Origin of the sequence: Amycolatopsis alkalitolerans (assembly GCF_006152065.1) — a bacterium.
GTDB classification, from domain to species: Bacteria; Actinomycetota; Actinomycetes; order Mycobacteriales; family Pseudonocardiaceae; genus Amycolatopsis_E; species Amycolatopsis_E alkalitolerans.
Window position 1 is genome coordinate 38,425 of record NZ_VDFW01000006.1, and the last position, 22,726, is coordinate 61,150.

Consider the following 22,726-nt stretch of genomic DNA (forward strand, 5'->3'; position numbering starts at 1 on the left):
CGTATCGACCGCCGGAGATGGGGCACGCGTTGGAGAGAGAGCCGGGGTGGCCACCCGAGCGTCCCGCCGAACGTGTCACGCGGCGGGCGCCGGACCGTAACCCGCCGCCGGAACAACCCACGCGGCGGGTACCACCGCCCACGAACGGGCGCCGCGGGCAGCCTCCGCCGCGCGGGCAGCAGGGCCAGCTGCCACCGGCCCGGCAGCAACCGCCGCGCCAGCCGCCGCCGCGCCGCCAGCCGGTCCGGCCGTGGCGACAGGAACAGGCGCAGCAGGACAGCATGCCGTTCGGCGCGCCGCCGCTGCAGCCGAACGATCCTGACGCGACGGTGTTCATCCCACGGATCGGCGGGGTGCCGGCCAGCTCAAAATGGCCGGTCGCCGACCCCGACTCGATGCGCCCGTACGACTCGCTGGCCACCCGGATGCTCCCGCGCCTGCCGGGCACGGCCTCCGGTCCGGCCGCTGGTTCCTCGTTCGGCGAAGGTCCCGGCCTCGACGCGACCGGTTACCTGCCGAAGGTCGAGAAGCCGGCCGTCGCGACGCCCTCATTGGCGAAGTCCAGCAGCAAGATGGCGGTCGCTTCGCTGGTCAGCCGGATCACCGGCTTCCTGTGGAAGATCATGCTGGTCTGGGCGGTCGGCACCGGGGTCGTCAACGACTCGTTCAACATCGGCAACACGCTGCCGAACCAGGTCTTCGAACTGCTGCTCGGCGGCGTGCTCAGCAGCGTCGTGGTGCCGCTGCTCGTGCGGTCGCAGGACGATCTGGACGGCGGCGAGGCCTACACGCAGCGCATGCTGACACTGGGCTTGGTGGTCCTGCTCGCGGGCACGGTCATCGCCGTGATCGCCGCGCCCGCCATCACGTCGCTGTACCTGGAGCACGGGGGCAAGGCCAGCCCGGAGCTGACCACGGCGTTCGCCCGGCTGCTGCTGCCGGAGATCTTCTTCTATGGCGTCTTCGCGCTGCTTTCGGCGATCCTCAACGCGAAGCACATCTTCGGGCCGACGGCGTGGGCACCGGTGATGAACAACCTCGTGGTGATCGTGACGCTGTCGCTGTTCATGGCGCTGCCCGGCAAGATCAGCTTCGACCCGGTGCACATGGGCGAACCGAAACTGCTCGTACTGGGCATCGGCGTGACGATGGGCATCGTGGTGCAGGCGGTCATGCTGGTGCCGCCGTTGCTGCGCACCGGGTTCCGGTTCAGGTGGCGCTGGGGTATCGACCGCCGGATGAAGGAGTTCGGCGGGCTCGCGATGTGGATCCTTGGCTACGTCGCGGTCAGCCAGATCGGGCTGACGATCAACACCCGGGTCCTGACCAGCGGTGATCCCGGCGGCGTGACCATCTACTCCAACGCCTGGCTGCTGTTCCAGCTGCCCTACGGCGTCATCGGGGTTTCGCTGCTGACCGCGATCATGCCGCGGCTGAGCCGCAACGCCGCTGACGGCGACACCCGCAAGGTCGTCGCGGACCTGTCGTACGCCTCCCGGATCTCGACGGTCATGCTCGTGCCGATCGCCGCGGTGATGAGCGTGATCGGGTCCTCGATCGGCGTCGCGCTGTTCAGCGGCGGGGCGAACTCGACCACGGAGGCGGGGCGGCTCGGCGAGGCGCTGGCGATCTCCGCGTTCGGCCTGCTGCCGTACGCCCTGGTCATGCTGCAGCTGCGGGTGTTCTACGCGATGAAGGACGCGCGCACCCCGACGCTGATCATGATCGTGATGACGATCGTGAAGATCCCGCTGCTGTACCTGTGCCAGGCGCTGCTGTCCGACCAGAACATCGTGCTGGGCGCGATGATGGTGAACTCGCTGACGTTCGTGATCGGCGCGATCATGGGTCAGGTCTGGCTGTGGGTGAGCCTCGGCAACCTGCGCAGCAAGCGCGTGCTCGGGGTCATCCTGTTCACCGTCGTGGCGAGCGGGCTCGGCGTGGTGGCGGCGGTGCTGGCCGGCGCGATCGTGCCGGACTTCGGCCCGCGGATCACCGCGTGGATCAAGGTGATCCTGCAGGGGATGGTCGGGCTCGGCGTGTCGTTCGGGGTGCTCGCGGCGCTCAAGGTCGAGGAACTGGCCCCGGCCACGAAGCGCATCACCCGTTTGATCAAGCGCCGGTAACAATTGACACACGGATACGCCTGAATGACCGGTCGTACTCGCGTACGCTCGACTGTTGTGCGCGAAAGAGAGAGCCTGGGGTGAACGAGAAGCGGAGTGAGCAGGTCGGAGTCCGCGCGCGGGGAGGGTCACTCGCGCCCGGAAGTGTCGTCGGTGACGGCAGGTACCGGCTCCTTGCCCAGTTCGGCATCGACGAACGCGCGGGCGCTCATCTCTGGCGGGCCCGGGACGGCCAACTGCGCCGCGACGTCGCGCTGACGATGCTGGTCGGCGACCCGGCGGACGCCGAAGCCGCCCGCGCCGCCCGCCGCACCCTCGAACGCGCCGCCCACGCCGCGAAGTTCAATCACGACGCCGTCGCGCGCGTGCTCGATGTGCTCAGCCTCGGCAGCGGCATCACCTCGGGCGAGGGGCTGCTTGGCGTCGTCGTGACGGAGTGGACCAAGGGCACCGACCTCATCGACCTGGTCGCCGAGCATCCCGTCGCACCGCTCACCGCGGCGCGGATGGTGCAGAAGCTGGCCGAGGCGGTCGAGCGTGCGCACCACTCGGGCCTCGTGCTCGGCCTCGACCATCCCCAGCGCCTGCGGCTCACTGCGGACGGCACGCTCCGGCTGGCCTTCCCGGGTCCGCTGCCCGATGCGACGCTGCGCGACGACGTCAAGGCGATCGGCGCGGTGCTGTACCTGCTGCTGACGGGCCGCTGGGCGCTGCCGGGCGGGCCGGCCGCGATCCCGGCGGCGCCGCACGCGCCGAACCAGCGCCTCGTCCCGCCACGTTCGCTGGTGCCGTCGGTGCCTGCCGAGCTGTCTTCGCTCGCCGTCCGCACGATCGAGGACGGCGGCCACGGCGGGATCCGCACCAGCGCGGCGATCCTGCGCGCGCTCGAACTCGCGGCGGAGGCCGAGGAGCGCACGCAGCTGATCAACGCGGCCGGGGTGAAACCCGAAGACGACGGCACGATCTGGACCACGAAGAAGCCGGTCAAGGACAAGGCGCGGCGCCGCAAGCTCGCCCTGGGCGTGACCGTGCTGGTCGTCGCCGCGGTCGGCATCCTGGCCTGGCTCGGCATGCTCGCGATCAGCTTCTTCCAGGACAGCCCGAACACCGGTCCGCCGATCAACGTCGCCGCGCCGACCACAACGGCCGCCCCGCCGAGTTCCGCGGCGCCGCCGCCGGCGAGCAGCCCGGCCGGGCAGCCGAAGATCGGTGCCCCGGTCGAGCCGGCGAGCGCCACCGTCTACAACCCGGACGGCTCCGGGGACAACACCAGCCGCGCGAAGTACCTGATCGACGGCAACCCCGGCACGTCATGGCGCACGGACCAGTACCGCCAGCAGCTCCCGACGATCAAGACGGGTGTCGGGATCCTCGCGAGCTTCGACAACCCGATCAACCTGGCGAAGGTGACGATCGCGGGTGGCAGCGAGGGCACGCAGGTCGAACTGCGGGCGGCCGACTCGAACGACCCCGATTTCGGCTCGACCCACGTGCTCGGAACGGCCACCCTCAACGGCCCGTCCACCGACATCACGCTGCCGCAGCCCCAATCGGGTCAGTACTTCATCATCTGGATCACCCACCTGAGTGGCGATGGTGGGAAGTACCAGTCCCAGATCGGCGAATTGACGTTCTTGCCCGCCCAGTAGTGTGTCGCGGGTGACCGCAGCCGTACCGACGGACGCCGAACTGATCGCGGCCCATGCCGCTGGTGATGGCTCGGCGTTCAGTGAACTGGTGCGGCGGCATCGGGACCGGATGTGGGCCGTCGCGCTGCGCACGCTGCGTGACCCCGAAGAGGCGGCCGACGCACTGCAGGACGCCTTCATCTCCGCGTTCCGGGCCGCCGGCAACTTCCGCGCCGAATCCCAGGTGACCACTTGGCTGCACCGGATCGTGGTGAACGCCTGCCTCGACCGCATGCGCCGAAGGCAGGCGCGCCCCACGGTCCCGCTCCCGGAAACCGGGCAGGGCGAGCCCGCCACCCCGCGCGATTCGATGGCCGATCGGGAGACCAAGCTGGTCGTCCAGGCCGCGCTCGACCAGTTGCCCGAGGACCAGCGGGCACCGATCGTGCTGGTCGACGTCGAGGGCTACTCCGTGAGCGAGACCGCCAAGCTCCTCGGGATCGCCGAAGGCACGGTGAAGAGCAGGTGTGCTCGAGGTCGCGCCAAGCTCGCGAAGGTTCTCGGACATCTGCGGAACCCGGATGCGATTGCGAACGTCCCAACTTCCGAAAGCAAACGCCGAGGGGAGGCTCGATGAGCGGCGTGGCCGGGAATCTTCGGGCCGAGCGCGGGCAAGCACGGGAGGGACGATGACGGACGAGAGTCGGGGGATCGGGGCCGCCGGCCCGCCCTGGTCTGTCGATCTGCTTGCCGACCTGCACGCGGGCGTGCTGGACGAGCGTGAAGCGGCGCAGCTGTGGCCGCGCGTGCAAGCCGACCCGGAGGCGCGGGCCGTCATCGAAGCGCTCGAAGTGACCACCGCGGATCTGGCGAGCCTGGCCTCCGCGCCGGCGCCGCCGATGCCCGCGCACGTGGCAGCCCGGATCGACGCCGCCCTCGCCTCCGAAGCACGGGGGCTCGCGCCGGTGGTGGATCTCGCCGCGGCGCGGCGGCGGCGCAACAAGCGCATCGGCTGGGTCAGCGGCGTGGTGGCCGTCGCCGCGGCCGCGGTGGCCGCCGTCGCCATCGTCGTGCCCGGTTCTTCGAACACCACCGGCACCCCGGTCGCGGAGCCGCCGTCGAGCAGCCAGCCGGGCGGCTCCGAGCTGGCCATCCGCAGTGACCAGCCGCAGGCCGCGGTCGGGCGGCTGAGCACCGGCGTGAAGGACTACGGCCCGCTCGGTGACGCCAACGGGCTGAGCACCTGCCTGCAGCAGGCCGGGTTCGCGGCGACGGCTTCGCCGATCGGGGTCCGGCCGGGCACGGTCGACGGCAAGCCCGCCGTGCTGGTGCTGCTCACCACGGGCAAGCTGGCGGAGTTCCGCCTCGTCGCGCTTTCGCCCGAATGCGGCCCGAAACCCCTGCTCGACCAGGTCGTGGGCAAGTAGTTTTTCACCAGGCGCGACGGGCGTCACCGCCGGGAACACCTGACCTTACGATCGTGTTGAGCCTGGTACGCAGGTCACGACGAGTGGAGGTCACGGGTGGCAGCGGAAAACGTTCGGAACCTGATCATCGTAGGATCCGGACCGGCTGGGTACACGGCGGCGGTGTACGCCGCGCGAGCACAGCTCGAGCCACTGGTGTTCGAGGGTTCCCAGTTCGGTGGCGCGCTGATGACGACGACCGAGGTGGAGAACTACCCGGGCTACAAAGACGGGATCCAGGGTCCCGACCTCATGGACGAGATGCGCAAGCAGGCGGAGCGCTTCGGCGCGGAGCTGCGCGCGGAGGACGTCGAAGAGGTCGAGCTGACCGGTGAGACCAAGTACGTGACCGCGAACGGCGTCCGCTACGCGGCCAAGGCCGTGGTGCTCGCGATGGGCGCCGCCGCGCGCTATCTGCACGTGCCCGGCGAGCAGGAGCTGTTGGGCCACGGAGTGTCGGCCTGTGCGACCTGTGACGGGTTCTTCTTCCGCGACCAGGACATCGCGGTCATCGGTGGTGGCGACTCGGCCATGGAGGAGGCGACCTTCCTCACGAAGTTCGCGAAGTCGGTGACCGTCATCCACCGGCGCGAGGAGTTCCGCGCCTCGAAGATCATGCTGGCGCGCGCCCGCGCGAACGACAAGATCCGCTGGGCGCTGAACAAGCAGGTCGCCGAGGTGCTGGGCGACGGCAAGGTGCAGGGGGTCAAGCTGCGTGACACCGTGTCCGGCGAGGAGTCGACGCTGGATGTCACGGGCTTCTTCGTCGCCATCGGCCACGACCCGCGCAGTGCGCTGGTCAAGGGCCAGGTCGAGCTCGACGAGGACGGCTACGTGCTGACGAAGGGCCGGACCTCGTACACGAACCTGCCCGGGGTGTTCGCCTCCGGCGACCTCGTCGACCGCACCTACCGCCAGGCGATCACCGCCGCGGGTTCCGGCTGCAGCGCCGCGATCGACGCGGAGCGCTGGCTCGCCGAACACGCCGAAACCGAACACGCCGAAACCGCACCGGAACTGGTCGGCGGCGGCTACGGTCCGGCCAACTGACCAGCTGGCTCCATATCCCACAGGTAAGGAGAAGATCCATGTCCGACACCGTGAAGGTGACCGACAACTCGTTCGCGGACGACGTGCTGACCAGCGAGACCCCGGTGCTGGTCGACTTCTGGGCGCCCTGGTGCGGGCCGTGCAAGATGGTCGCGCCCGTGCTTGAGGAGATCGCGACCGAGCACAAGGAAAAGATCAAGATCGCCAAGCTGGACATCGACGAGAACCCGGGCACGGCGCGCGACTACCAGGTGATGTCGATCCCGACGCTGATCCTGTTCCAGGGTGGCAAGCCGGTGAAGCAGATCGTCGGGGCGAAGCCGAAGGCCGCGCTGCTCTCGGATCTTTCCGACGTTCTCGCCTGAGCGAGGCAACCTGAACCCGGGGGCCCGCGTCTTCTCTGGACGGCCCCCGGGTTTCTTGCTGCCTTCGACAAGGCCGGCTGACGCACCCACCGGCCCTGCGTGATCACGCAGAGTCCACAAGGCAGAATAGGAGTCCGGGCCAGCTGCCCGAAACTGTCTGTGCCGCACCGGATTCGCCACGCCGGTGCCCAAGGAAGAGCGAGGAGTGCATGCGGGTACTCCGCCGCGGTGACGCCGGTGAAGACGTCGCTGAGATCCGGTCGATGCTGATGTCGCTGGGCCTGCTCAAGACGATTGGCGAGCGGGACGGGCAGGTGCTCTTCGATCACGAGGTCGAGCGGGCCGTCCGTGGTTTCCAGCAGCGCCGGGGCCTGATCACCGACGGCGTCGTCGGGCCCGCCACGTACCAGGTGTTGCGCGGCGCGACCTATCACCTGGGCAGCCGCCCGCTCGCGTACCTGATTTCCGCTCCCGTGCACGGTGACGACGTGTTCGCCCTGCAGGACCGGCTCACCGAACTGGGGTACGACGCCGGCCGCCCGGATGGGCTGTTCGGCGGTCGTACCGAGAAGGCGCTGCGGAACTTCCAGCGCGACTACGGCCTGACCGTCGACGGCATCTGCGGTCCGGCGACGGTGCGCGCGCTGCGCCAACTGTCCCCCCGGGCACGTGGCGGCCGCCCGGTGTTCCTGCGCGAGCAGGAGCAGGTACGGCAGGCGGGGCCGCGGCTGCGCGGCAAGCGCATCGTGATCGACCCGGGGCACGGCGGTCCGGACACCGGCGTCGTGGTCGACGGTGTGCGTGAAGCGGATCTGGCCTGGGATCTGGCGCGCCGCCTCGAAGGCCGGATGAAGGCCACCGGCATGGAGGCGCTGATCTCGCGCGGCCCGGACGCCGGCCCGACGGAAGCCGATCGGGCGGCGTTCGCGAACGAAGCCGGGGCGGATCTGTTCCTGTCGTTGCACTGCGATGTGAACCAGTCGCCGCACGCCCAGGGCGTCGCGACCTTCCACTTCGGCAACGGGTACGGCACGACGTCCACCGTGGGCGAGTTGCTCGCGGGCTACATCCAGCGGGAACTCGCGGCGCGGACCGGCCTGCTGGACTGCCGGACGCATGCGAAGACCTGGGAGATCCTGCGCCTGACCCGGTGCCCGGCGGTCCGGATCGAGATCGGCTACCTGAGCAACCCGAACGACCGGGCCCGGATGTCCGACCCGGCGTTCCGCGATGTGGTCGCCGAAGGCATCCTCGTCGCCGTGAAGCGCCTGTACTTGCTGGGCGAGGGCGACCAACCGACCGGCACGTTCACGTTCGCCGACGTGCTGGCCCACGAGCTCGCGAAAGCGGAGTAGCGGTCCCGCCGGTATCATCGCTGTGGACAAGTCGACAGATTCGTCCACAGACTTGTGGACAACTATGCGCGCAGCGTGCTCGGTTCAGCCGTTTGGACGGTCACCTGGCCGAGCAGGCGCTCGAGGGCGGCCTCGACGTCTTCCTTCCAGGAGATCGCCGAGCGCAGTTCCAGGCGCAGCCGCGGCCACTTCGGGTGCGGCCGGACGGTCTTGAACCCCACCGCGGTGAGGAAGTCCGCCGGAATGACGCACGCGTGCGCCGTCGCGTCGGTCACCGGCTCATCCGGTTTCGCGTCGCCGAACGCTTCGATCGCGCGCACACCACGGCGCGTGAGATCCTTTGCCACCGCCTGGACCAGCGTCCGGCCCAAGCCGCCGCCGCGGAACTCCGGCAGCACGTGGAACCCGGTCAGCAGCACGGCGTCGGCGCTGGGCGGGGAGGTCGGGAACGCGCTGGCCCTGGGCACGGCGCTCGGCGGTGCGTACAGCACGAACCCGACCGGCAGGCTGTCACTGAAGATGAGCCGGCCGCACGAGCCCCATTCCAGCAGCACGCTGGACACCCAGGCTTCCTTCTCCACCTCGGTCGAGCCGTACTCCTCGGCCTGGGCCCGCAGGTGCGGCGCCACCTCCCAGTACACGCACCGGCGGCACTGCTTGGGCAGCAGGTCCAGATTGTCCAGCGTGACGCCCACGACGCGACGCGACACCAGACCTCCCAGATGACGTTCACGACCGGCCGACGGGCGTGCTGAACCGCCACAAGGTTTCGACCGCCCCTGCAGCATAAGCGGATGTGACACAGGCCGAAAGGCCGCGAAAGTCACAAGGACGGGTGGTTACACTCGACGAACTGACCGCCGACTCGCTTGCGAAGTGCCATGACTGCCTCCACGCCCGACAGATCCGGCCGACACAACCTCGACCCGCACCTGGACCGGTACGCCGCCCGGACCGCCGGGATGACGGCGTCGGAGATCCGAGCGTTGTTCGCGGTGGCGAGCAGGCCCGAGGTGGTTTCGCTGGCGGGCGGGATGCCGAACCTCGCCGCGCTCCCGCTGGACAGCCTCTCCGCCCAGATCGGCGAGTTGATCGCCGAAGACGGGCTCGTAGCGCTCCAGTACGGCTCCGCGCACGGCATCCCGGTACTGCGCGAGCAGATCTGCGAGATCATGGCTCTGGAGGGGGTCTCCGCCCATCCTGACGACGTCGTGGTGACCGTCGGCTCCCAGATGGGCCTCGACATGGTCACCCGCCTCTTCTGCGACCCGGGCGACATCGTGCTCGCGGAGGGACCGTCGTACGTCGGGGCGCTCGGGTCGTTCGCGGCGTACCAGGCGCAGGTCGTGCACGTCGCCATGGACGACGACGGGCTGGTGCCGGAAGCCCTGCGCGAAGCGCTCGCCCAGGCCGGGAAAGCCGGCAAGCGCGTCAAGTTCCTCTACACGATCCCGAACTTCCACAACCCGGCCGGTGTGACGCTCGCGGTCGAGCGGCGGGCGGAGATCCTCGAGATCTGCCGGGCGCATGGCGTTCTGGTGGTCGAGGACAACCCGTACGGCCTGCTCGGCTTCGACGGGCAGACGTACCCGGCGCTGCGCTCGCTCGATCCGGACAACGTGGTCTACCTGGGCTCGTTCTCCAAGACGTTCGCCTCGGGGCTGCGCGTCGGCTGGGTGCTCGCGCCGCACGCGGTGCGCGAGAAGCTGGTGCTCGCGGCCGAGTCCGCGACGCTGTGCCCGCCGACGCTGAACCAGATGATCGTTTCGCGTTACCTGGCCACCCACGACTGGAAGGGCCAGATCAAGACCTTCCGCGAGAACTACCGCGAGCGCCGCGACGCGATCCTCGGCGCGCTCGACCAGCACATGCCGGCCGGCTGCGGCTGGACCAGACCCGAGGGCGGGTTCTACGTCTGGGTGACCGTGCCGGAGGGCGTCGACACCAAAGCCATGTTGCCGCGCGCGGTCACCGCCCGCGTCGCCTACGCGTCGGGGACGGGCTTCTACGCCGACGGGTTCGGCAGCAGGCAGATGCGGTTGTCCTACTGCTACCCGACGCCGGAGCGGATCCGCGAGGGCGTGCGGCGGCTCGCCGCGGTGCTCGAGTCCGAAATGGACCTGGTCCGCACGTTCGGTAACGTCAGCATGAAGCCGATTTCCGGGCCGGAGAATCCGGCCCCGGACACGGCCTGATCGCTGTCCACAATAGACATTCAGGGGAGTACGGCGTGGTGATGCCCACCGTCGCAGTTCTAGCAGGCGGGCTCTCGCACGAGCGAGACGTCTCCCTGCGTTCCGGCAGGCGGCTGTCCGCCGCCCTGCGCGCGCAGGGACTGACCGTCGAGGAGTGGGACACCGACGCGGGTCTGCTGAACCGCCTCCGCACCGAACGTCCCGACGCGGCGGTGATCGCGTTGCACGGCGGCGAGGGGGAGAACGGCTCGGTCCAGACCATCCTGGAGATGCTGAAGGTGCCGTATGTCGGCACGAGTTCGCAGGGCTGCCGGCGCGCGTGGGACAAGCCGACCGCGAAGGCACTGATCGCCGACGCCGGGTTCTCGACCCCGGCCTGGGTCGCGCTGCCCAACAGCACCTTCCGGGAACTGGGTGCGCAGGAAGTGCTGGACGCGATCGTCGAACATCTCGGCCTGCCGCTGATCCTCAAGCCGGACCAGAGCGGCTCCGCGCTGGGCACGCAGGTGGTCAGGGACGCGTCGGAGTTGCCTGCCGCGATGGTCGGCTGCTTCGCGTACGGCGACACGGTCCTGGCCGAGCGGCTCATCGACGGGACTGAGATCGCGATCGGGGTCGTCGAGCGTGACGGCGGCCCGCAGGCGCTGCCGGCTGTCGAGATCGTGCCGGAGAGCGGGGTCTACAACTACACCGCCCGCTACACCGCCGGGCTGACCGACTTCTTCTCGCCGGCCCGCCTGACCGAAGAACCGGCCAAGGCGGTCGGCGAACTCGCCGTCGCCGCGCACCGGCTGCTCGGCATGCGCGACATCTCACGGACCGACGCGATCGTCGCGCGCGACGGCACGGTGCAGTTCCTCGAAGTGAACTCGTCGCCCGGGCTCACAGAGACCTCGACTGTGCCGATGGCGATGGAATCGGCCGGGACGAGCCTCGGCGAGGTCTTCGCCGACCTCGTCACCCGCGCCATCGACCGCGCCTGACCCCCTCGCCGGTCGCGAAGGGGCCTCCGGCTATTCATCACCGTGACGAAATGACCTGGTGTCATTCCTCATTGGAATCAGGTGTCCGAATTGTCGCATCCGGCGCCATCAGGGCCACGATCCGCTCCAGATCGTCGACCGAGCCGAACTCCACGACGATCCGGCCCTTCCGGCGACCGAGGTCGACCTTGACCCGGGTGTCGAACGTGTCGGAGAGGCGGGTCGCCAAGTCCTGCAAACCGGGAGCCTGCATCGCCTTGCGCGGCTGCGGTTTCGGCTTGGCCGGCGCCTCGCTCTTCTTCAGCGTCACCGCTTCCTCGGTCGCGCGGACGGACAGGCCCTCGGCGACGATGCGCGTCGCGAGCTCCTCCTGCGACTCGGCTTCCTCCAGGGAAAGCAGTGCGCGTGCGTGCCCGGCCGAGAGCACCCCAGCGGCGACCCGGCGCTGCACGGGGAGGGGGAGCTTCAGCAGGCGGATGGTGTTCGTGATGACGGGGCGGCTGCGGCCGATCCGGCCGGCCAGCTCCTCGTGCGTCACCTCGAACTCGTCGAGCAGCTGCTGGTACGCGGCCGCCTCTTCGAGCGGGTTCAGCTGGACGCGGTGGATGTTCTCCAGGAGCGCGTCCCGCAGCATGGCTTCGTCGGCGGTCTGGCGGACGATGGCTGGGATCTTCTCGAGCTCGGCCTGCTGCGAAGCACGCAACCGGCGCTCGCCCATGACGAGCTCGTACTCACCGTCAAGCAGTTCCCGGACGACGATGGGCTGCATGAGCCCGAACTCGCGGATCGAGTGCTCCAGTTCGGCGAGCGCGTCCTCGTCGAACACCTGCCGCGGCTGCTTCGGGTTCGGCTTGATCGCCTCGACGGGGACCTCGCGATAGACCGCGCCGGCCACCTCGCCGCCGGTCACTTCCATCGCGTTGTTCGCGGCGAACCAGTCCTTGTCGCCGTTGCGCGAAGGCGGCTCGAGCCGGACCTCTGGTTGCTCGCCGACCGCCGGTCCGGTGGGAATCAGCGCCGCGAGGCCGCGGCCGAGCCCTCCTTTGCGCTCCGTCATAACGTTCCGCTCCTCGATCCGTTGGTGCTTCCGCGTTCGGCGATCTCCTTCGCGGCGTCCACATAGCTCATCGCGCCGCGCGAGCCCGGGTCGTACGCCAGCACGGTCTGGCCGTAGCTGGGCGCCTCCGAGACCTTCACATTGCGAGGGATGACCGTCTTGAGGACGACGTCACCGAAGTGGCCGCGAACCTCGGCGGTCACCTGGTCGGCCAGCTTCGTCCGGCCGTCGTACATCGTGAGCAGGATCGTGGACACGGACAGGCCGGGATTCAGATGCTTCTGCACGAGATCGATGTTGCTCAGCAACTGCCCGAGGCCTTCCAGCGCGTAGTACTCGCACTGGATCGGGATGAGCACCTCGCGCGCCGCGACCATCGCGTTGACCGTAAGCAGGCCGAGCGAGGGCGGGCAGTCGATGAAGATGTAGTCCGCGCCGATCTGGTCGATGGCCTCGACCGACAGCGCCTCCTTCAGGCGGGACTCGCGGTTCTCCATCTCGACGAGTTCGATCTCGGCACCGGCGAGGTCGATCGTCGCGGGCACGCACAGAAGGTTGGGCGACTGCTCGCTGACGGCCGCCGCGTCCGCAAGCGGAACCTCGCCGAGGAGGACCTCGTACACGGAGGGGGTGCCCGAGCGGTGGTCCACGTTGAGCGCCGTACTGGCGTTGCCCTGCGGGTCGAGGTCGATCACCAGTGTCTTGAGCCCGTGCACCGCGAGCGCGGCGGCGAGGTTGACCGCACTGGTGGTCTTGCCGACCCCGCCCTTCTGGTTGGCGACCGTCAGAACCCGGCGGTTGTCGGGACGGGGGAGCATATTCGATTCGGGATGCAGAACGCGCGCTGCGCGCTCGGCCTCTTCGGCGATCGGAGTCCAGTCTGCTGCAGGCGGGGTCACCGGCCGAGCCACCTCTCAGGTATCGACATTCCACCGCGCACACCGCACGGTTTCACGTGGAACATGGCCATCTTTTCATCCCGCCCGCTTCGACCGGACACCGACAGTGTTTCGACGGCGTTTCCCGTGCGCCGACGCCTGCGGGCGGATTCGCTCGACAATCACAACGGTGGTGGGGACCTCCACGAGGCCGGCTCCACATTCGGAGACCGTCGGCGTACCGCCGCTGGCCCGAGTTACCGCGTCCGCGTCGCGGGCGACTTCGTCCCGCGCGCTGGCCCCCTTCATTGCAAGCATCATGCCACCCTCGCGGAGAAGGGGGAGGCACCAGCCCACCAGCCGGGCCAGGGGAGCGACCGCCCGGGCGGTCACGACATCCACCGTCCCGATCTCCGCCCGCACCGCCTTCTCCTCGGCTCGCCCCCGAAGGACGCGCACATCCAGATCGAGGTCGTCGACCACCTCGGTCAGCCACTCGACGCGACGCGCCATCGGCTCCACGAGCGTGATCCGAAGGTCCGGCCGCGCGATCGCGAGCGGGATTCCCGGAAGGCCGGCGCCGGAGCCGACATCGACCACCTCGACCTCCGGCGGGATGCGCTCACCGATCACCGCCGAGTTGAGCAGGTGCCGTTCCCAGAGCCGGTCGACCTCACGGGGACCGATCAGGCCGCGCTCGACACCGTGCCGCTCCAGTAGCGCAGCGAACCGTTCGGCCCGGCTCAGTCCGGCACCGAACACCTCAGCAGCCGCGCGTCTGACGTCCGCCACTCCTCACCCCGTTTCACGTGAAACCTGCGTCGGCGCCAATTGTCCCCGACGCCAACATCAAGAGTGGGAGGCGGACCCGTTTCACGTGAAACGGGGCGCATAAAGAAACGGCCCGCCGTATTCCCGGCGGGCCGTTTCCGAATCCTGGTTCGTCAGTCCTCGTTGTCGGGGAGCACCACGACGCGACGCTTGGGCTCCTCGCCCTCGCTCTCGCTCCGCACACCCTCCACCGCCGCCACGGCGTCGTGCACGACCTTCCGCTCGAACGGGCTCATCGGCTGGAGTCGCACCTTCTCACCGGAGGCCACCACCGACTCCGCGGTGGAGCGGCCGAGTTCGCGCAGTTCCGCCCGGCGCCCCGCCCGCCAGCCGGCGATGTCCAGCATCAGCCGGCTCCGCGTACCGGTCTCCTGCTGGACCGCGAGCCGCGTCAACTCCTGCAGCGCCTCGAGCACCTGGCCCCGGCTGCCGACCAGCTTCTCCAGATCGTCCCCGCCGTCAATGCTCACCACCGCGCGACCCGCTTCGACATCCAGATCGATATCGCCGTCGTAGTCCAGCAGATCCAGCAGGCGTTCGAGATAGTCCCCCGCGATGTCGCCTTCCCGAACCAGCAGTTCCGCGTTGGTCGGACCGCTCTCTTCGGCCTCGGCACTACCCTCGGCCTCGATCACCTCGACCGTCTCAGACATCTTTCGTCTCCTCTCCCGGGGAAGCCGTCAGCGACGCTTCTGCCCCGAGCCTTTCTGTCCTGGATTCTTGCCGCCCGATGCCGGTTTCTTCCGCTGCTGTGCCTGCCCGGCCCTCGGGCGCTGCGGCTGCTGGGCGAACCGGTGTGGCGAGCCGGCCTTGGCGTTCCGCTTGCTGCCGTTCGACGAAGCGTCGTCGGTTGCCGATTCGCTCTCCTCGGCGGCGGGCTTGCTCTGCTGCGCCGGCTTCTGGCCGGGCTTGGGCTTCGCGCCGGGCTTCGGGGCGAGCGAGTCGCGCTTCTCTTTCGCTTCGACCTTCTTCGCTTCCTCTTCCTTGTCGATCCGCGTGTAGACCAGACGCTGCTGCATCAGGGTCCAGCCGTTGTTGGACAGCCAGTAGACGAGCAGGCCGATCGGGAAGAACGCACCGAAGACGAGCACACCGAGCGGGAAGATGTACATCGTCAGCTTCTGCATCATCGCGGTCTGGGGATTCCCCTGCGCGGTGACCGTCTGCCGTTGCGCCGAGTGTCGCGCGGTCAGGTGGGTCAGGATGCTCGCCAGGATCATCAGCGGGATGGCGACCGGGGCGACGTTCCAGTTCCAGCCGCCGCCGGTACCGCCGAGAACCGACGCGTGGTGGATGGCGTCACCGATGTTGACCCCGAACAGCTTGGCGTGGATGTAGGAATCCACCCCGGCCTGATCGAAGAAGTAGTTGTTGGTCTTCGGGCTGCCGTCCTTCGGCTGGATCGAGAACGCGCGCAACACCCAGTTCAGACCGATGAACGCGGGGATCTGCAACACCATCGGGAGGCAACTGCCGAGCGGGTTGACACCGTGCTCGCGCTGGAGCTTCTGCATCTCCTGCGCCTGGCGCTGCTTGTCGTTCGCGTACTTCTTCTGGATCTTCTTCAGTTCCGGCGCGAAATCCTGCATCTTCTTCATCGACCGGACCTGTTTCACGAACGGCTTGAACATGATGCCGCGGACCGTGAAGGTCAGGAACATGATCGCCAGGATCCAGGCGATCGCGTTGTTGTCCCCGAAGACGAAGCCGAAGACCTTGTGCCAACACCAGAGGATGAAGGACACGGGGTAGTAGATGAAGTCGAGCACTGAGCTACTCCTCGGTTGAGAAACCAGGTCTGGTGTGGCGCCAGGAGAACTTCTCGGGCACCGGGTCGCGGCCGGGCATCGTCCACGGGCCGCATCGCAGCAACCGGCGCACCGCGAGATACGAACCGCGAGCGGCGCCGAAGCGGGTCAGGGCCTCAACCGCGTACGTGCTGCAGCTCGGGTAGAAGCGGCAGCTCGGCGGGAGGAAGGGGGAGATCCATCTGCGATAGAGGCGAAGCGGGAGCAGCAGAACCCAGGCGACGGGGCCCGGGCGGTTGACATGCTGGGTCTCGTCGCCGATCGCGGTCGTGTTCTCGTTCACACCGCAGGCCCATCGTCGTCGTGGTCGCCGGACCGGTCGGGGCGCCGGTCCTTCAGGAGGCTCAGCCGCTTGAGCGCCGCGTCGAGGTCCGCGCCGAGTTCCGCGCTGGACGCCGTCGCCGCCGGCGGCAATGCCCGTATCACCAACGCCGTGGCGGGCGGCACGGTTCCGAGACGAGCCGCGACCAGATGCCGCAGCCGCCTGCTCACCCGATGCCGGACCACCGAATTGCCGACAGCCTTGCTCACCACAAGACCCGCCCGCGACGGTGCCGCGGACGGGTCTTGGGCCTGCAACGCGTGAACGACCAGACGCCGCCGCCCCGCACGGGACCCGCGGCGCATCACTTCGCGGAAGTCCTCACTTCGCCGCAGACGCGCGGCCGCGGGCAGCATGGGATGCGCCTGGCGGTGGCGCGATCAGGCGGACAGCTTCTCGCGGCCCTTGCGACGACGGGCCGAAAGGATCGCCCGGCCGGCACGGGTGCGCATGCGCAACCGGAATCCGTGCGTGCGGGCGCGTCGGCGGTTGTTCGGCTGGAAGGTGCGCTTACCCTTGCTCACGACTCTGCTTCTCCTGGTCTCGACATACCGGCGGCGCCAAGCCACCGTCAGGTCTGGTGTCCCCGGACTCGCGAACGCGGACACGCGAAGGCGCCCGCGGCAAGCGGGGTACTTTACGAGAGTACGCACTCGCTTCGGTGACCTGGCAACCGGCCCCCGCCAGTACGGTCGAGGATCGACTGGCGACGGCGCGTAGAGCGTGGAATCCTTCTCCCACACGGCGTCTTGTCTGACAGCGCGAGGCTTGTTAGCGTGTCTCCTCTTGAGTCACCCCGTCCGTGGGGCTCGGCGCCGCCGACGAAAAGGTGTGGAGGCTCTGGCTGGCGTAGGTTGCACCCGCAGATGGAGTCGCTGCGGGTCGCCGTACATTAGTGCACAGTTGTGGACAACTCTGTGGATGACCGCTGCGCGCGGTCATCGTCGTTGCCGCCGAAGCCGCTCGATGGAGTGGGCCGGTAGCCGGCGAGGGTGATTTCGTCTGGGGTGGACGAGGGGAGGGGAGCGAAGTCGGTGTCCGAGCACCAGATGAACCTGGGTGTCGTCTGGGAGCAGGTCGTCCGTGAACTGTCGGACGGCACCCTGTCCCCCCAGCAGCGCGCATGGATGCGCGTCACGCGGCCGATCGGCCTGCTCGATGGCACCGCGTTGCTCGCCGCACCGAGCGACTTCGCGAAGGAGGCGATCGAGCGCGCGCTGCGCGAGCCGATCACCCACGCGCTGTCGCGGCGTCTCGGCCGTCCCGTGTCACTCGCGGTCAAGGTCGACAGCACAGAGGTCGCCCCGGCGCCCCAGGCCCAGTACGCTCCGTCACCCGCGCGAGCGGAAAACGGCGCCCCCGACGCGCCGCCGCTCCCGCCGGTGATGCCTCCGCTGGACGACGGCATGCTCCCGCCCTTGCACCGCACGCGCGCGGGGGCCGAGCCGGCGCCTCCCGAAGACGACGGCGAAGACGAGGTCGACGAAGAGGGCGACGCGCTCGCCGCCGCGCACGAAATCTGGCCGATGTTCTCCGGGCAACCGGCCGCCGGCCAGCCCTACACGGCGCCCGCGCAACCGCAGACCTCGAAGACGCGCCTGAACGAGAAGTACACCTTCGACACCTTCGTGATCGGTGCCTCCAACCGGTTCGCGCACGCGGCCGCCTTCGCGGTCGCCGAAGCGCCTTCCCGCGCGTATAACCCGCTTTTCATCTGGGGCGAGTCCGGGCTCGGCAAGACGCACCTGCTGCACGCCGTCGGGCACTACGCGCAACGGCTGTTCCCCGGGATGCGCGTGCGCTACGTGTCGACCGAGGAATTCACCAACGACTTCATCAACTCGCTGCGCGACGACCGGAAGGTGGCCTTCCAGCGCCGCTACCGCGACATCGACATCCTGCTCGTCGACGACATCCAGTTCCTGGAAGGCAAGGAAGGGACTCAGGAGGAGTTCTTCCACACCTTCAACACGCTGCACAACGCGAACAAGCAGATCGTCGTCTCCTCCGACCGGCCCCCGAAGCGCCTGGAAACGCTGGAAGACCGGCTGCGCACGCGGTTCGAGTGGGGACTGATCACCGACATCCAGCCGCCGGAGCTCGAGACGCGGATCGCGATCCTGCGCAAGAAGGCCGCGCAGGATCGGCTCGCGGTGCCGGGCGAGGTGCTGGAGTTCATCGCCTCCCGGGTGGAGGCGAACATTCGCGAACTCGAGGGCGCGCTCATCCGCGTCACCGCGTTCGCCTCGCTGAACCAGCAGCCGGTCGACGTCGGCCTTGCCGAGATCGTGCTGCGCGATCTCATTCCGGATTCGCAGGCGCCGGAAATCAGCGCGGCGACGATCATGGCGACGACCGCCGAGTTCTTCGACGTGACGATCGACGATCTGTGCGGTCCCGGAAAGACCAAGGCGCTCGCCACCGCGCGCCAGATCGCGATGTACCTGTGCCGCGAACTGACCGACATGTCGCTACCGAAGATCGGGCAGACGTTCGGCGGCCGCGACCATACGACGGTCATGCACGCGGACAAGAAGATCCGCAAGGAAATGGCGGAGCGGCGCCGGATCTACGACCAGGTGCAGGAACTGACCTTCCGGATCAAGCAGCGCGCGCGCCAATAGCCGCGCGCACACCGCAGCCCGCTATTCCTTCGCGTCGTGCGCGATCCGTTGCACGATCAGCACATCCGAGTGTTCAAGTAGGACAGTCGCGGATGGTCGCGGCGCGCTCGCCGCTTGTGATGCCGGCAACGAGAGTGCATCGAAAAAAGATCTCGGTAGCTCACAGGGGTGAAGAAACAAGTGCCGCGGTGGTGCGCGGTGGCTGGGCACAACTGCGCTCACAACTGGGGAAGATCATGTGGACAACTGTGGATGGATGTGGACGGGTTGAGCGCCGCGCGAACTTGTCCACGGATCGCCGAAACTGTCCACCGCGCGTGCTCCCCAGCTGTCCACATGCCGCCGCGCCGTCCGACCTGCGACGACACCAGCTGTCCACACAACCCACAGCCCCTATTACTGTTACTGCCCTTGTTCTTCTCAAGAAAATCTTCTAGAGCGAAAACAGGTGGCTGTGGACTTGGGGACAAGCGCCACCACGTCGACAAGTCGATCGCCTGCCCCGAATGACGCCGGGCCGGGTCACGTTCTAACGTGGGTATCCACACCCAAGCCCGCACGTCGTTGGCGACATCGGCTCCGGGCTCCACCACACGCGAGATCCCTGGTCAGCGCGCTGCGCACCGCACGTCCAGGGCCGTTTGCCGACCTTCTCGAGCCAAGGGGTGGCTCGGCTGTCGAAAGGATGGGCGCATGAAGATCCGCGTCGAGCGAGATGGGCTGGCCGACGCCGTCGCTTGGGTCGCCCGCAGCCTGCCGTCGAGGCCGCCGGTTCCCGTACTGGGCGGCGTCCTCCTCGATGCCGGTTCCGACGGGACGACCGACGCACTCACGGTGTCCGGCTTCGACTACGAGGTCTCGGCCACGGTCGGGGTCCCGGCGACGATCGCCGACGGCGGCCGGCTGCTCGTGTCCGGACGGCTACTCGCCGACATCACCAAGTCACTACCCGCTCAGCCGGTCGAGATCTTCGTCGACGGCGCCCGCGCCTCCATCACGTGTGGCAACGCCCGGTTCTCCCTGCCGACCATGCCGGTCGAGGACTATCCGGCCCTGCCGGCGCAGCCCGCGCTCGCCGGTGAGGTCGCGGGCGACGTGTTCGGCCAGGCGGTCACCCAGGTCGCCGTCGCCGCCGGCAAGGACGACACGCTCCCGATGCTGACCGGCATGCGGCTGGAGATCTCCGGCAACTCGCTCACCCTCGTGGCCACCGACCGGTTCCGCCTCGCCATGCGCGAGTTCACCTGGGAACCGGCCCAAGGGCTCGACGACGCGGCGGTCCTCGTCCCGGCGCGCACGCTCGCCGAAGCCGCGAAGTCGCTCGCCGCGAGCGGAGCCAAGGTCGCCCTGAGTCTCGCCAGCGGCGAGGGCCTACTCGGTCTCGCCGGCTCCGGCCGCTACACCACCACCCGGCTGCTCGACGCGGAGTTCCCTCCGTACCGCCAGCTGCTGCCGTCCCAGCACACGTCGCGCGCGGTGATCGACGTCGCACCGCTTTCGGAGGCGATCAAACGCGTCTCGCTGGTCGCCGAACGGGGCACCCAGGTAAGGCTGGAATTCGCGGACGGCCTGCTCCGGCTTTCCGCGGGCGGTGACGACGAAGGCAGCGCCGAAGAGGAGCTGCCGGTGGACTACGAGGGCGAACCGGTGACGATCGCGTTCAACCCGGGCTACTTCGTCGACGGTCTCGGCGCCCTGCACGCCGACCGCGCGGAGCTCACCTTCACCACCCCGAACCGGCCGGCTTTGATCAAGCCGGCAGACGAGCAGGGCCAGGTCGTTCCTGGTTACCTCTACTTGTTGATGCCGGTCCGCCTACCCGGCTGACCGGATACGACCGACAAAGGGGATTTTTCGATGGTGCAGCTGGGACTCGTCGGCCTCGGCAAAATGGGCTTCAACATGCGCGAGCGGCTCCGGGCCGCCGGGCACGAGGTGGTCGGCTACGACCGCAACGAGGCTGTGAGCGACTCCTCTTCGCTGGCGGACATCGTGTCCAAGCTCGCCGGCCCGCGCATCGTATGGATCATGGTGCCCGCCGGGGGGCCGACCAGGGACACCGTCGCCGAGCTCGGCGAGCTGCTGTCCGAGGGCGATCTCGTGATCGACGGCGGCAACTCGAAGTTCACCGATGACAAGCACAACTCCGAGGTGCTGGCCGCGAAGAAGATCGGCTATCTCGACTGCGGGGTCTCGGGTGGCGTGTGGGGCAAGGAGAACGGCTACGGCCTGATGGTCGGCGGCGCCGCCGAGGACGTCGAGCGCGCGATGCCGATCTTCGACACGCTGCGCCCGGAAGGCCCGCGCGAGGAAGGGTTCTCGCACGCGGGCTCCGTCGGCGCCGGTCACTACGCCAAGATGGTCCACAACGGCATCGAGTACGGCATCATGCAGGCCTACGCCGAGGGCTTCGAGCTGCTGGAAGCCGCGAAGGTGGTCGAGGACGTGCCCGCGGTGATCAAGGGCTGGCAGCGGGGCACCGTGGTCCGGTCCTGGCTGCTCGACCTGCTGGTCCGCGCGCTCGACGAGGACCCGGAGCTGGACGACCTCGAAGGGTACGTCGAGGATTCGGGCGAGGGCCGGTGGACGCTGGAGGAAGCGATCAACAACGCGGTGCCCGCGCCGGTGATCTCGGCCGCCCTGTTCGCCCGGTTCTCCTCCCGACAGAAGGACTCCGCGGCGATGCGTGCCGTCGCCGCGCTGCGCAACCAGTTCGGCGGGCACTCGGTCAAGAAGGCCGGTCAGTAGGGCGCGCGCCTTGTACCTCCGTCATCTTCAGGTCACCGACTTCCGCTCCTGGGAGCACGCGGACCTGCCGCTGACGCCGGGGCCGACCGTGCTGGTCGGCCCGAACGGCCGGGGCAAGACCAACCTGCTGGAGGCGGTCGGCTACCTCGCGACGCTCGGTTCACACCGGGTCGCCACCGACGCGCCGCTCGTCCGGCACGGCTGTGAGCGCGCCCTGGTCCGGGCAGCCGTGGTCAACGAGGACCGCGAGCTGACCATCGAACTCGAGATCACGCCGGGCAAGGCGAACCGCGCGCGGGTCAACCGCGGCGCGGTCGGCAAACCGCGCGACATTCTCGGCATCCTGCGCACGGTGCTGTTCGCGCCGGAGGATCTGGCGCTCGTGCGCGGCGATCCCGGTGAGCGAAGGCGGTTTCTCGACGAGTTGCTCGTCCTTCGCGCGCCTCGCTGGGCCGGGGTCCGTTCGGACTACGAACGGGTGCTGCGGCAACGGAACGCGTTGCTGAAGACAGCGGGAAAGAGAAAGGGAGCGCGCGAAGATCCGTACGCGCTCTCGACGCTGGAGGTGTGGGACAACCACCTGGCGGCTGCCGGCGCGCAGTTGCTCGCCGCCAGACTCGACCTTGTCGCGGACCTGGGGCCGCACACTTCCGCCGCCTATGCCGGGGTCGCGCCCGACTCGCTGCCCGCGACGATTTCCTACCGGTCGAGTCTCGGTGACGCGCTGCCCACCGGGTACGGAAAACCTGGCGGGGAACGTGCCGATCCGGACAAACTGACCGGTATCCTGACCGCGGCGCTCGGTGACGCCCGCCAGGCCGAGCTCGAACGAGGGGTGAGCCTGGTCGGGCCGCACCGGGACGAACTCGAGCTGGTGCTCGGCGAGGCGCCGGCGAAGGGGTACGCGAGTCATGGGGAGTCGTGGTCGTTCGCGCTCGCGCTGCGGCTCGGGTCGTATGAGCTGCTGCGCAGCGAGAACGGGGAACCGGTGCTGCTGTTGGACGACGTGTTCGCGGAGCTCGACCGGCGCCGCCGCGCACGCCTGGCCGAGGTGGCGGCCGGCGCCGAGCAGGTGTTGATCACCGCGGCGGTGGACGAGGACGTCCCCGGGGAGCTGTCCGGCACCCGGTTCACGATCTCGAACGGGGAGGTCAGGCGTGGTTGAGGAGGAACCCACAAGATCCATTCGGGCACCGGGCGTGACCGGCGCCACACAATTTACCCACCGATCTGGGGACAAGTCTGTGGACAGTGTGGATAACCCGGTGAACGAGTCATCGCCGCGGGTGA

22 protein-coding genes are annotated in these 22,726 nt (G+C 68.8%); 13 read left to right on the forward strand and 9 right to left on the reverse strand.

Annotated features, from left to right (window positions below):
* The first annotated feature begins 281 nt into the window (after positions 1-281).
* From murJ to FG385_RS09265, 7 genes are all read left to right on the forward strand, one after another.
* On the forward strand, positions 282-2,126 hold the full coding sequence (gene murJ / locus FG385_RS09235) for a murein biosynthesis integral membrane protein MurJ (protein ID WP_139096430.1): 1,845 nt from the start codon (positions 282-284) through the stop codon (positions 2,124-2,126).
* An 80-nt stretch (positions 2,127-2,206) separates the two neighbouring features.
* Complete coding sequence (locus FG385_RS09240; RefSeq protein ID WP_139096224.1) at positions 2,207-3,775, forward strand: protein kinase family protein; 1,569 nt, start codon at positions 2,207-2,209, stop codon at positions 3,773-3,775.
* A 10-nt stretch (positions 3,776-3,785) separates the two neighbouring features.
* Positions 3,786-4,391, forward strand: a complete 606-nt coding sequence (gene sigM, locus FG385_RS09245) for an RNA polymerase sigma factor SigM (protein WP_139096225.1) — start codon at positions 3,786-3,788, stop codon at positions 4,389-4,391.
* 52 nt (positions 4,392-4,443) lie between these two features.
* Entirely contained in the window at positions 4,444-5,181 is a 738-nt protein-coding gene (locus tag FG385_RS09250; RefSeq protein ID WP_139096226.1) for a hypothetical protein, read from the forward strand.
* A gap of 96 nt (positions 5,182-5,277) precedes the next feature.
* Positions 5,278-6,270 (forward strand): thioredoxin-disulfide reductase, encoded by a 993-nt coding sequence (trxB, locus tag FG385_RS09255; protein ID WP_139096227.1) that lies wholly within the window; start codon positions 5,278-5,280, stop codon positions 6,268-6,270.
* 38 nt (positions 6,271-6,308) lie between these two features.
* Entirely contained in the window at positions 6,309-6,635 is a 327-nt protein-coding gene (trxA, locus tag FG385_RS09260) for a thioredoxin (protein WP_139096228.1), read from the forward strand.
* A 209-nt stretch (positions 6,636-6,844) separates the two neighbouring features.
* Positions 6,845-7,990, forward strand: a complete 1,146-nt coding sequence (locus FG385_RS09265; protein WP_139096229.1) for an N-acetylmuramoyl-L-alanine amidase — start codon at positions 6,845-6,847, stop codon at positions 7,988-7,990.
* A gap of 62 nt (positions 7,991-8,052) precedes the next feature.
* Here FG385_RS09265 and FG385_RS09270 read toward each other — a convergent pair whose 3' ends face one another.
* Positions 8,053-8,700 (reverse strand): GNAT family N-acetyltransferase, encoded by a 648-nt coding sequence (locus FG385_RS09270; protein WP_139096230.1) that lies wholly within the window; start codon positions 8,698-8,700, stop codon positions 8,053-8,055.
* 171 nt (positions 8,701-8,871) lie between these two features.
* On the opposite strand from FG385_RS09270, the gene FG385_RS09275 reads away from it, so the two are divergent.
* The gene (locus FG385_RS09275; RefSeq protein ID WP_139096231.1) at positions 8,872-10,185 is read left to right on the forward strand and encodes an aminotransferase-like domain-containing protein; all 1,314 of its coding nucleotides are present in this window, start codon (positions 8,872-8,874) and stop codon (positions 10,183-10,185) included.
* A gap of 35 nt (positions 10,186-10,220) precedes the next feature.
* Positions 10,221-11,168, forward strand: coding sequence for a D-alanine--D-alanine ligase family protein (locus FG385_RS09280; RefSeq protein WP_139096232.1), 948 nt, complete (start codon positions 10,221-10,223; stop codon positions 11,166-11,168).
* A gap of 61 nt (positions 11,169-11,229) precedes the next feature.
* Here the strand turns inward: FG385_RS09280 and FG385_RS09285 are convergent, their stop codons facing one another.
* From FG385_RS09285 to rpmH, 8 genes are all read right to left on the reverse strand, one after another.
* Entirely contained in the window at positions 11,230-12,225 is a 996-nt protein-coding gene (locus FG385_RS09285; RefSeq protein WP_139096233.1) for a ParB/RepB/Spo0J family partition protein, read from the reverse strand.
* A complete protein-coding gene (locus FG385_RS09290) occupies positions 12,222-13,124 on the reverse strand; it encodes a ParA family protein (protein WP_407645478.1) in 903 nt (300 codons plus the stop codon). The genes FG385_RS09285 and FG385_RS09290 overlap by 4 nt, the downstream gene beginning before the upstream one ends.
* 75 nt (positions 13,125-13,199) lie before the next feature.
* Positions 13,200-13,895, reverse strand: coding sequence for a 16S rRNA (guanine(527)-N(7))-methyltransferase RsmG (gene rsmG, locus FG385_RS09295; protein ID WP_139096235.1), 696 nt, complete (start codon positions 13,893-13,895; stop codon positions 13,200-13,202).
* A gap of 152 nt (positions 13,896-14,047) precedes the next feature.
* The gene (locus FG385_RS09300; RefSeq protein ID WP_139096236.1) at positions 14,048-14,587 is read right to left on the reverse strand and encodes a Jag family protein; all 540 of its coding nucleotides are present in this window, start codon (positions 14,585-14,587) and stop codon (positions 14,048-14,050) included.
* Positions 14,588-14,614: 27 nt separating this feature from the next.
* Positions 14,615-15,703 (reverse strand): membrane protein insertase YidC, encoded by a 1,089-nt coding sequence (gene yidC / locus FG385_RS09305; protein ID WP_139096237.1) that lies wholly within the window; start codon positions 15,701-15,703, stop codon positions 14,615-14,617.
* 4 nt (positions 15,704-15,707) lie between these two features.
* Entirely contained in the window at positions 15,708-16,025 is a 318-nt protein-coding gene (gene yidD / locus FG385_RS09310; RefSeq protein ID WP_139096238.1) for a membrane protein insertion efficiency factor YidD, read from the reverse strand.
* Positions 16,022-16,420, reverse strand: coding sequence for a ribonuclease P protein component (rnpA, locus tag FG385_RS09315; RefSeq protein ID WP_139096239.1), 399 nt, complete (start codon positions 16,418-16,420; stop codon positions 16,022-16,024). Before rnpA ends, yidD begins: the two co-directional genes overlap by 4 nt.
* A gap of 24 nt (positions 16,421-16,444) precedes the next feature.
* The gene (gene rpmH, locus FG385_RS09320) at positions 16,445-16,588 is read right to left on the reverse strand and encodes a 50S ribosomal protein L34 (protein ID WP_017985946.1); all 144 of its coding nucleotides are present in this window, start codon (positions 16,586-16,588) and stop codon (positions 16,445-16,447) included.
* Positions 16,589-17,098: 510 nt separating this feature from the next.
* On the opposite strand from rpmH, the gene dnaA reads away from it, so the two are divergent.
* From dnaA to recF, 4 genes are all read left to right on the forward strand, one after another.
* Positions 17,099-18,688, forward strand: coding sequence for a chromosomal replication initiator protein DnaA (gene dnaA / locus FG385_RS09325; protein ID WP_139096240.1), 1,590 nt, complete (start codon positions 17,099-17,101; stop codon positions 18,686-18,688).
* 693 nt (positions 18,689-19,381) lie between these two features.
* The gene (dnaN, locus tag FG385_RS09330; protein WP_139096241.1) at positions 19,382-20,515 is read left to right on the forward strand and encodes a DNA polymerase III subunit beta; all 1,134 of its coding nucleotides are present in this window, start codon (positions 19,382-19,384) and stop codon (positions 20,513-20,515) included.
* A 30-nt stretch (positions 20,516-20,545) separates the two neighbouring features.
* Positions 20,546-21,436 carry a phosphogluconate dehydrogenase (NAD(+)-dependent, decarboxylating) gene (gnd, locus tag FG385_RS09335; protein WP_139096242.1) on the forward strand — a complete coding sequence of 297 codons (891 nt, stop codon included), beginning with the start codon at positions 20,546-20,548 and terminating at the stop codon, positions 21,434-21,436.
* A 10-nt stretch (positions 21,437-21,446) separates the two neighbouring features.
* Positions 21,447-22,601: a DNA replication/repair protein RecF gene (gene recF / locus FG385_RS09340; protein ID WP_139096243.1), complete on the forward strand. Its 1,155-nt coding sequence runs from the start codon at positions 21,447-21,449 to the stop codon at positions 22,599-22,601.
* Positions 22,602-22,726 lie beyond the last annotated feature (125 nt).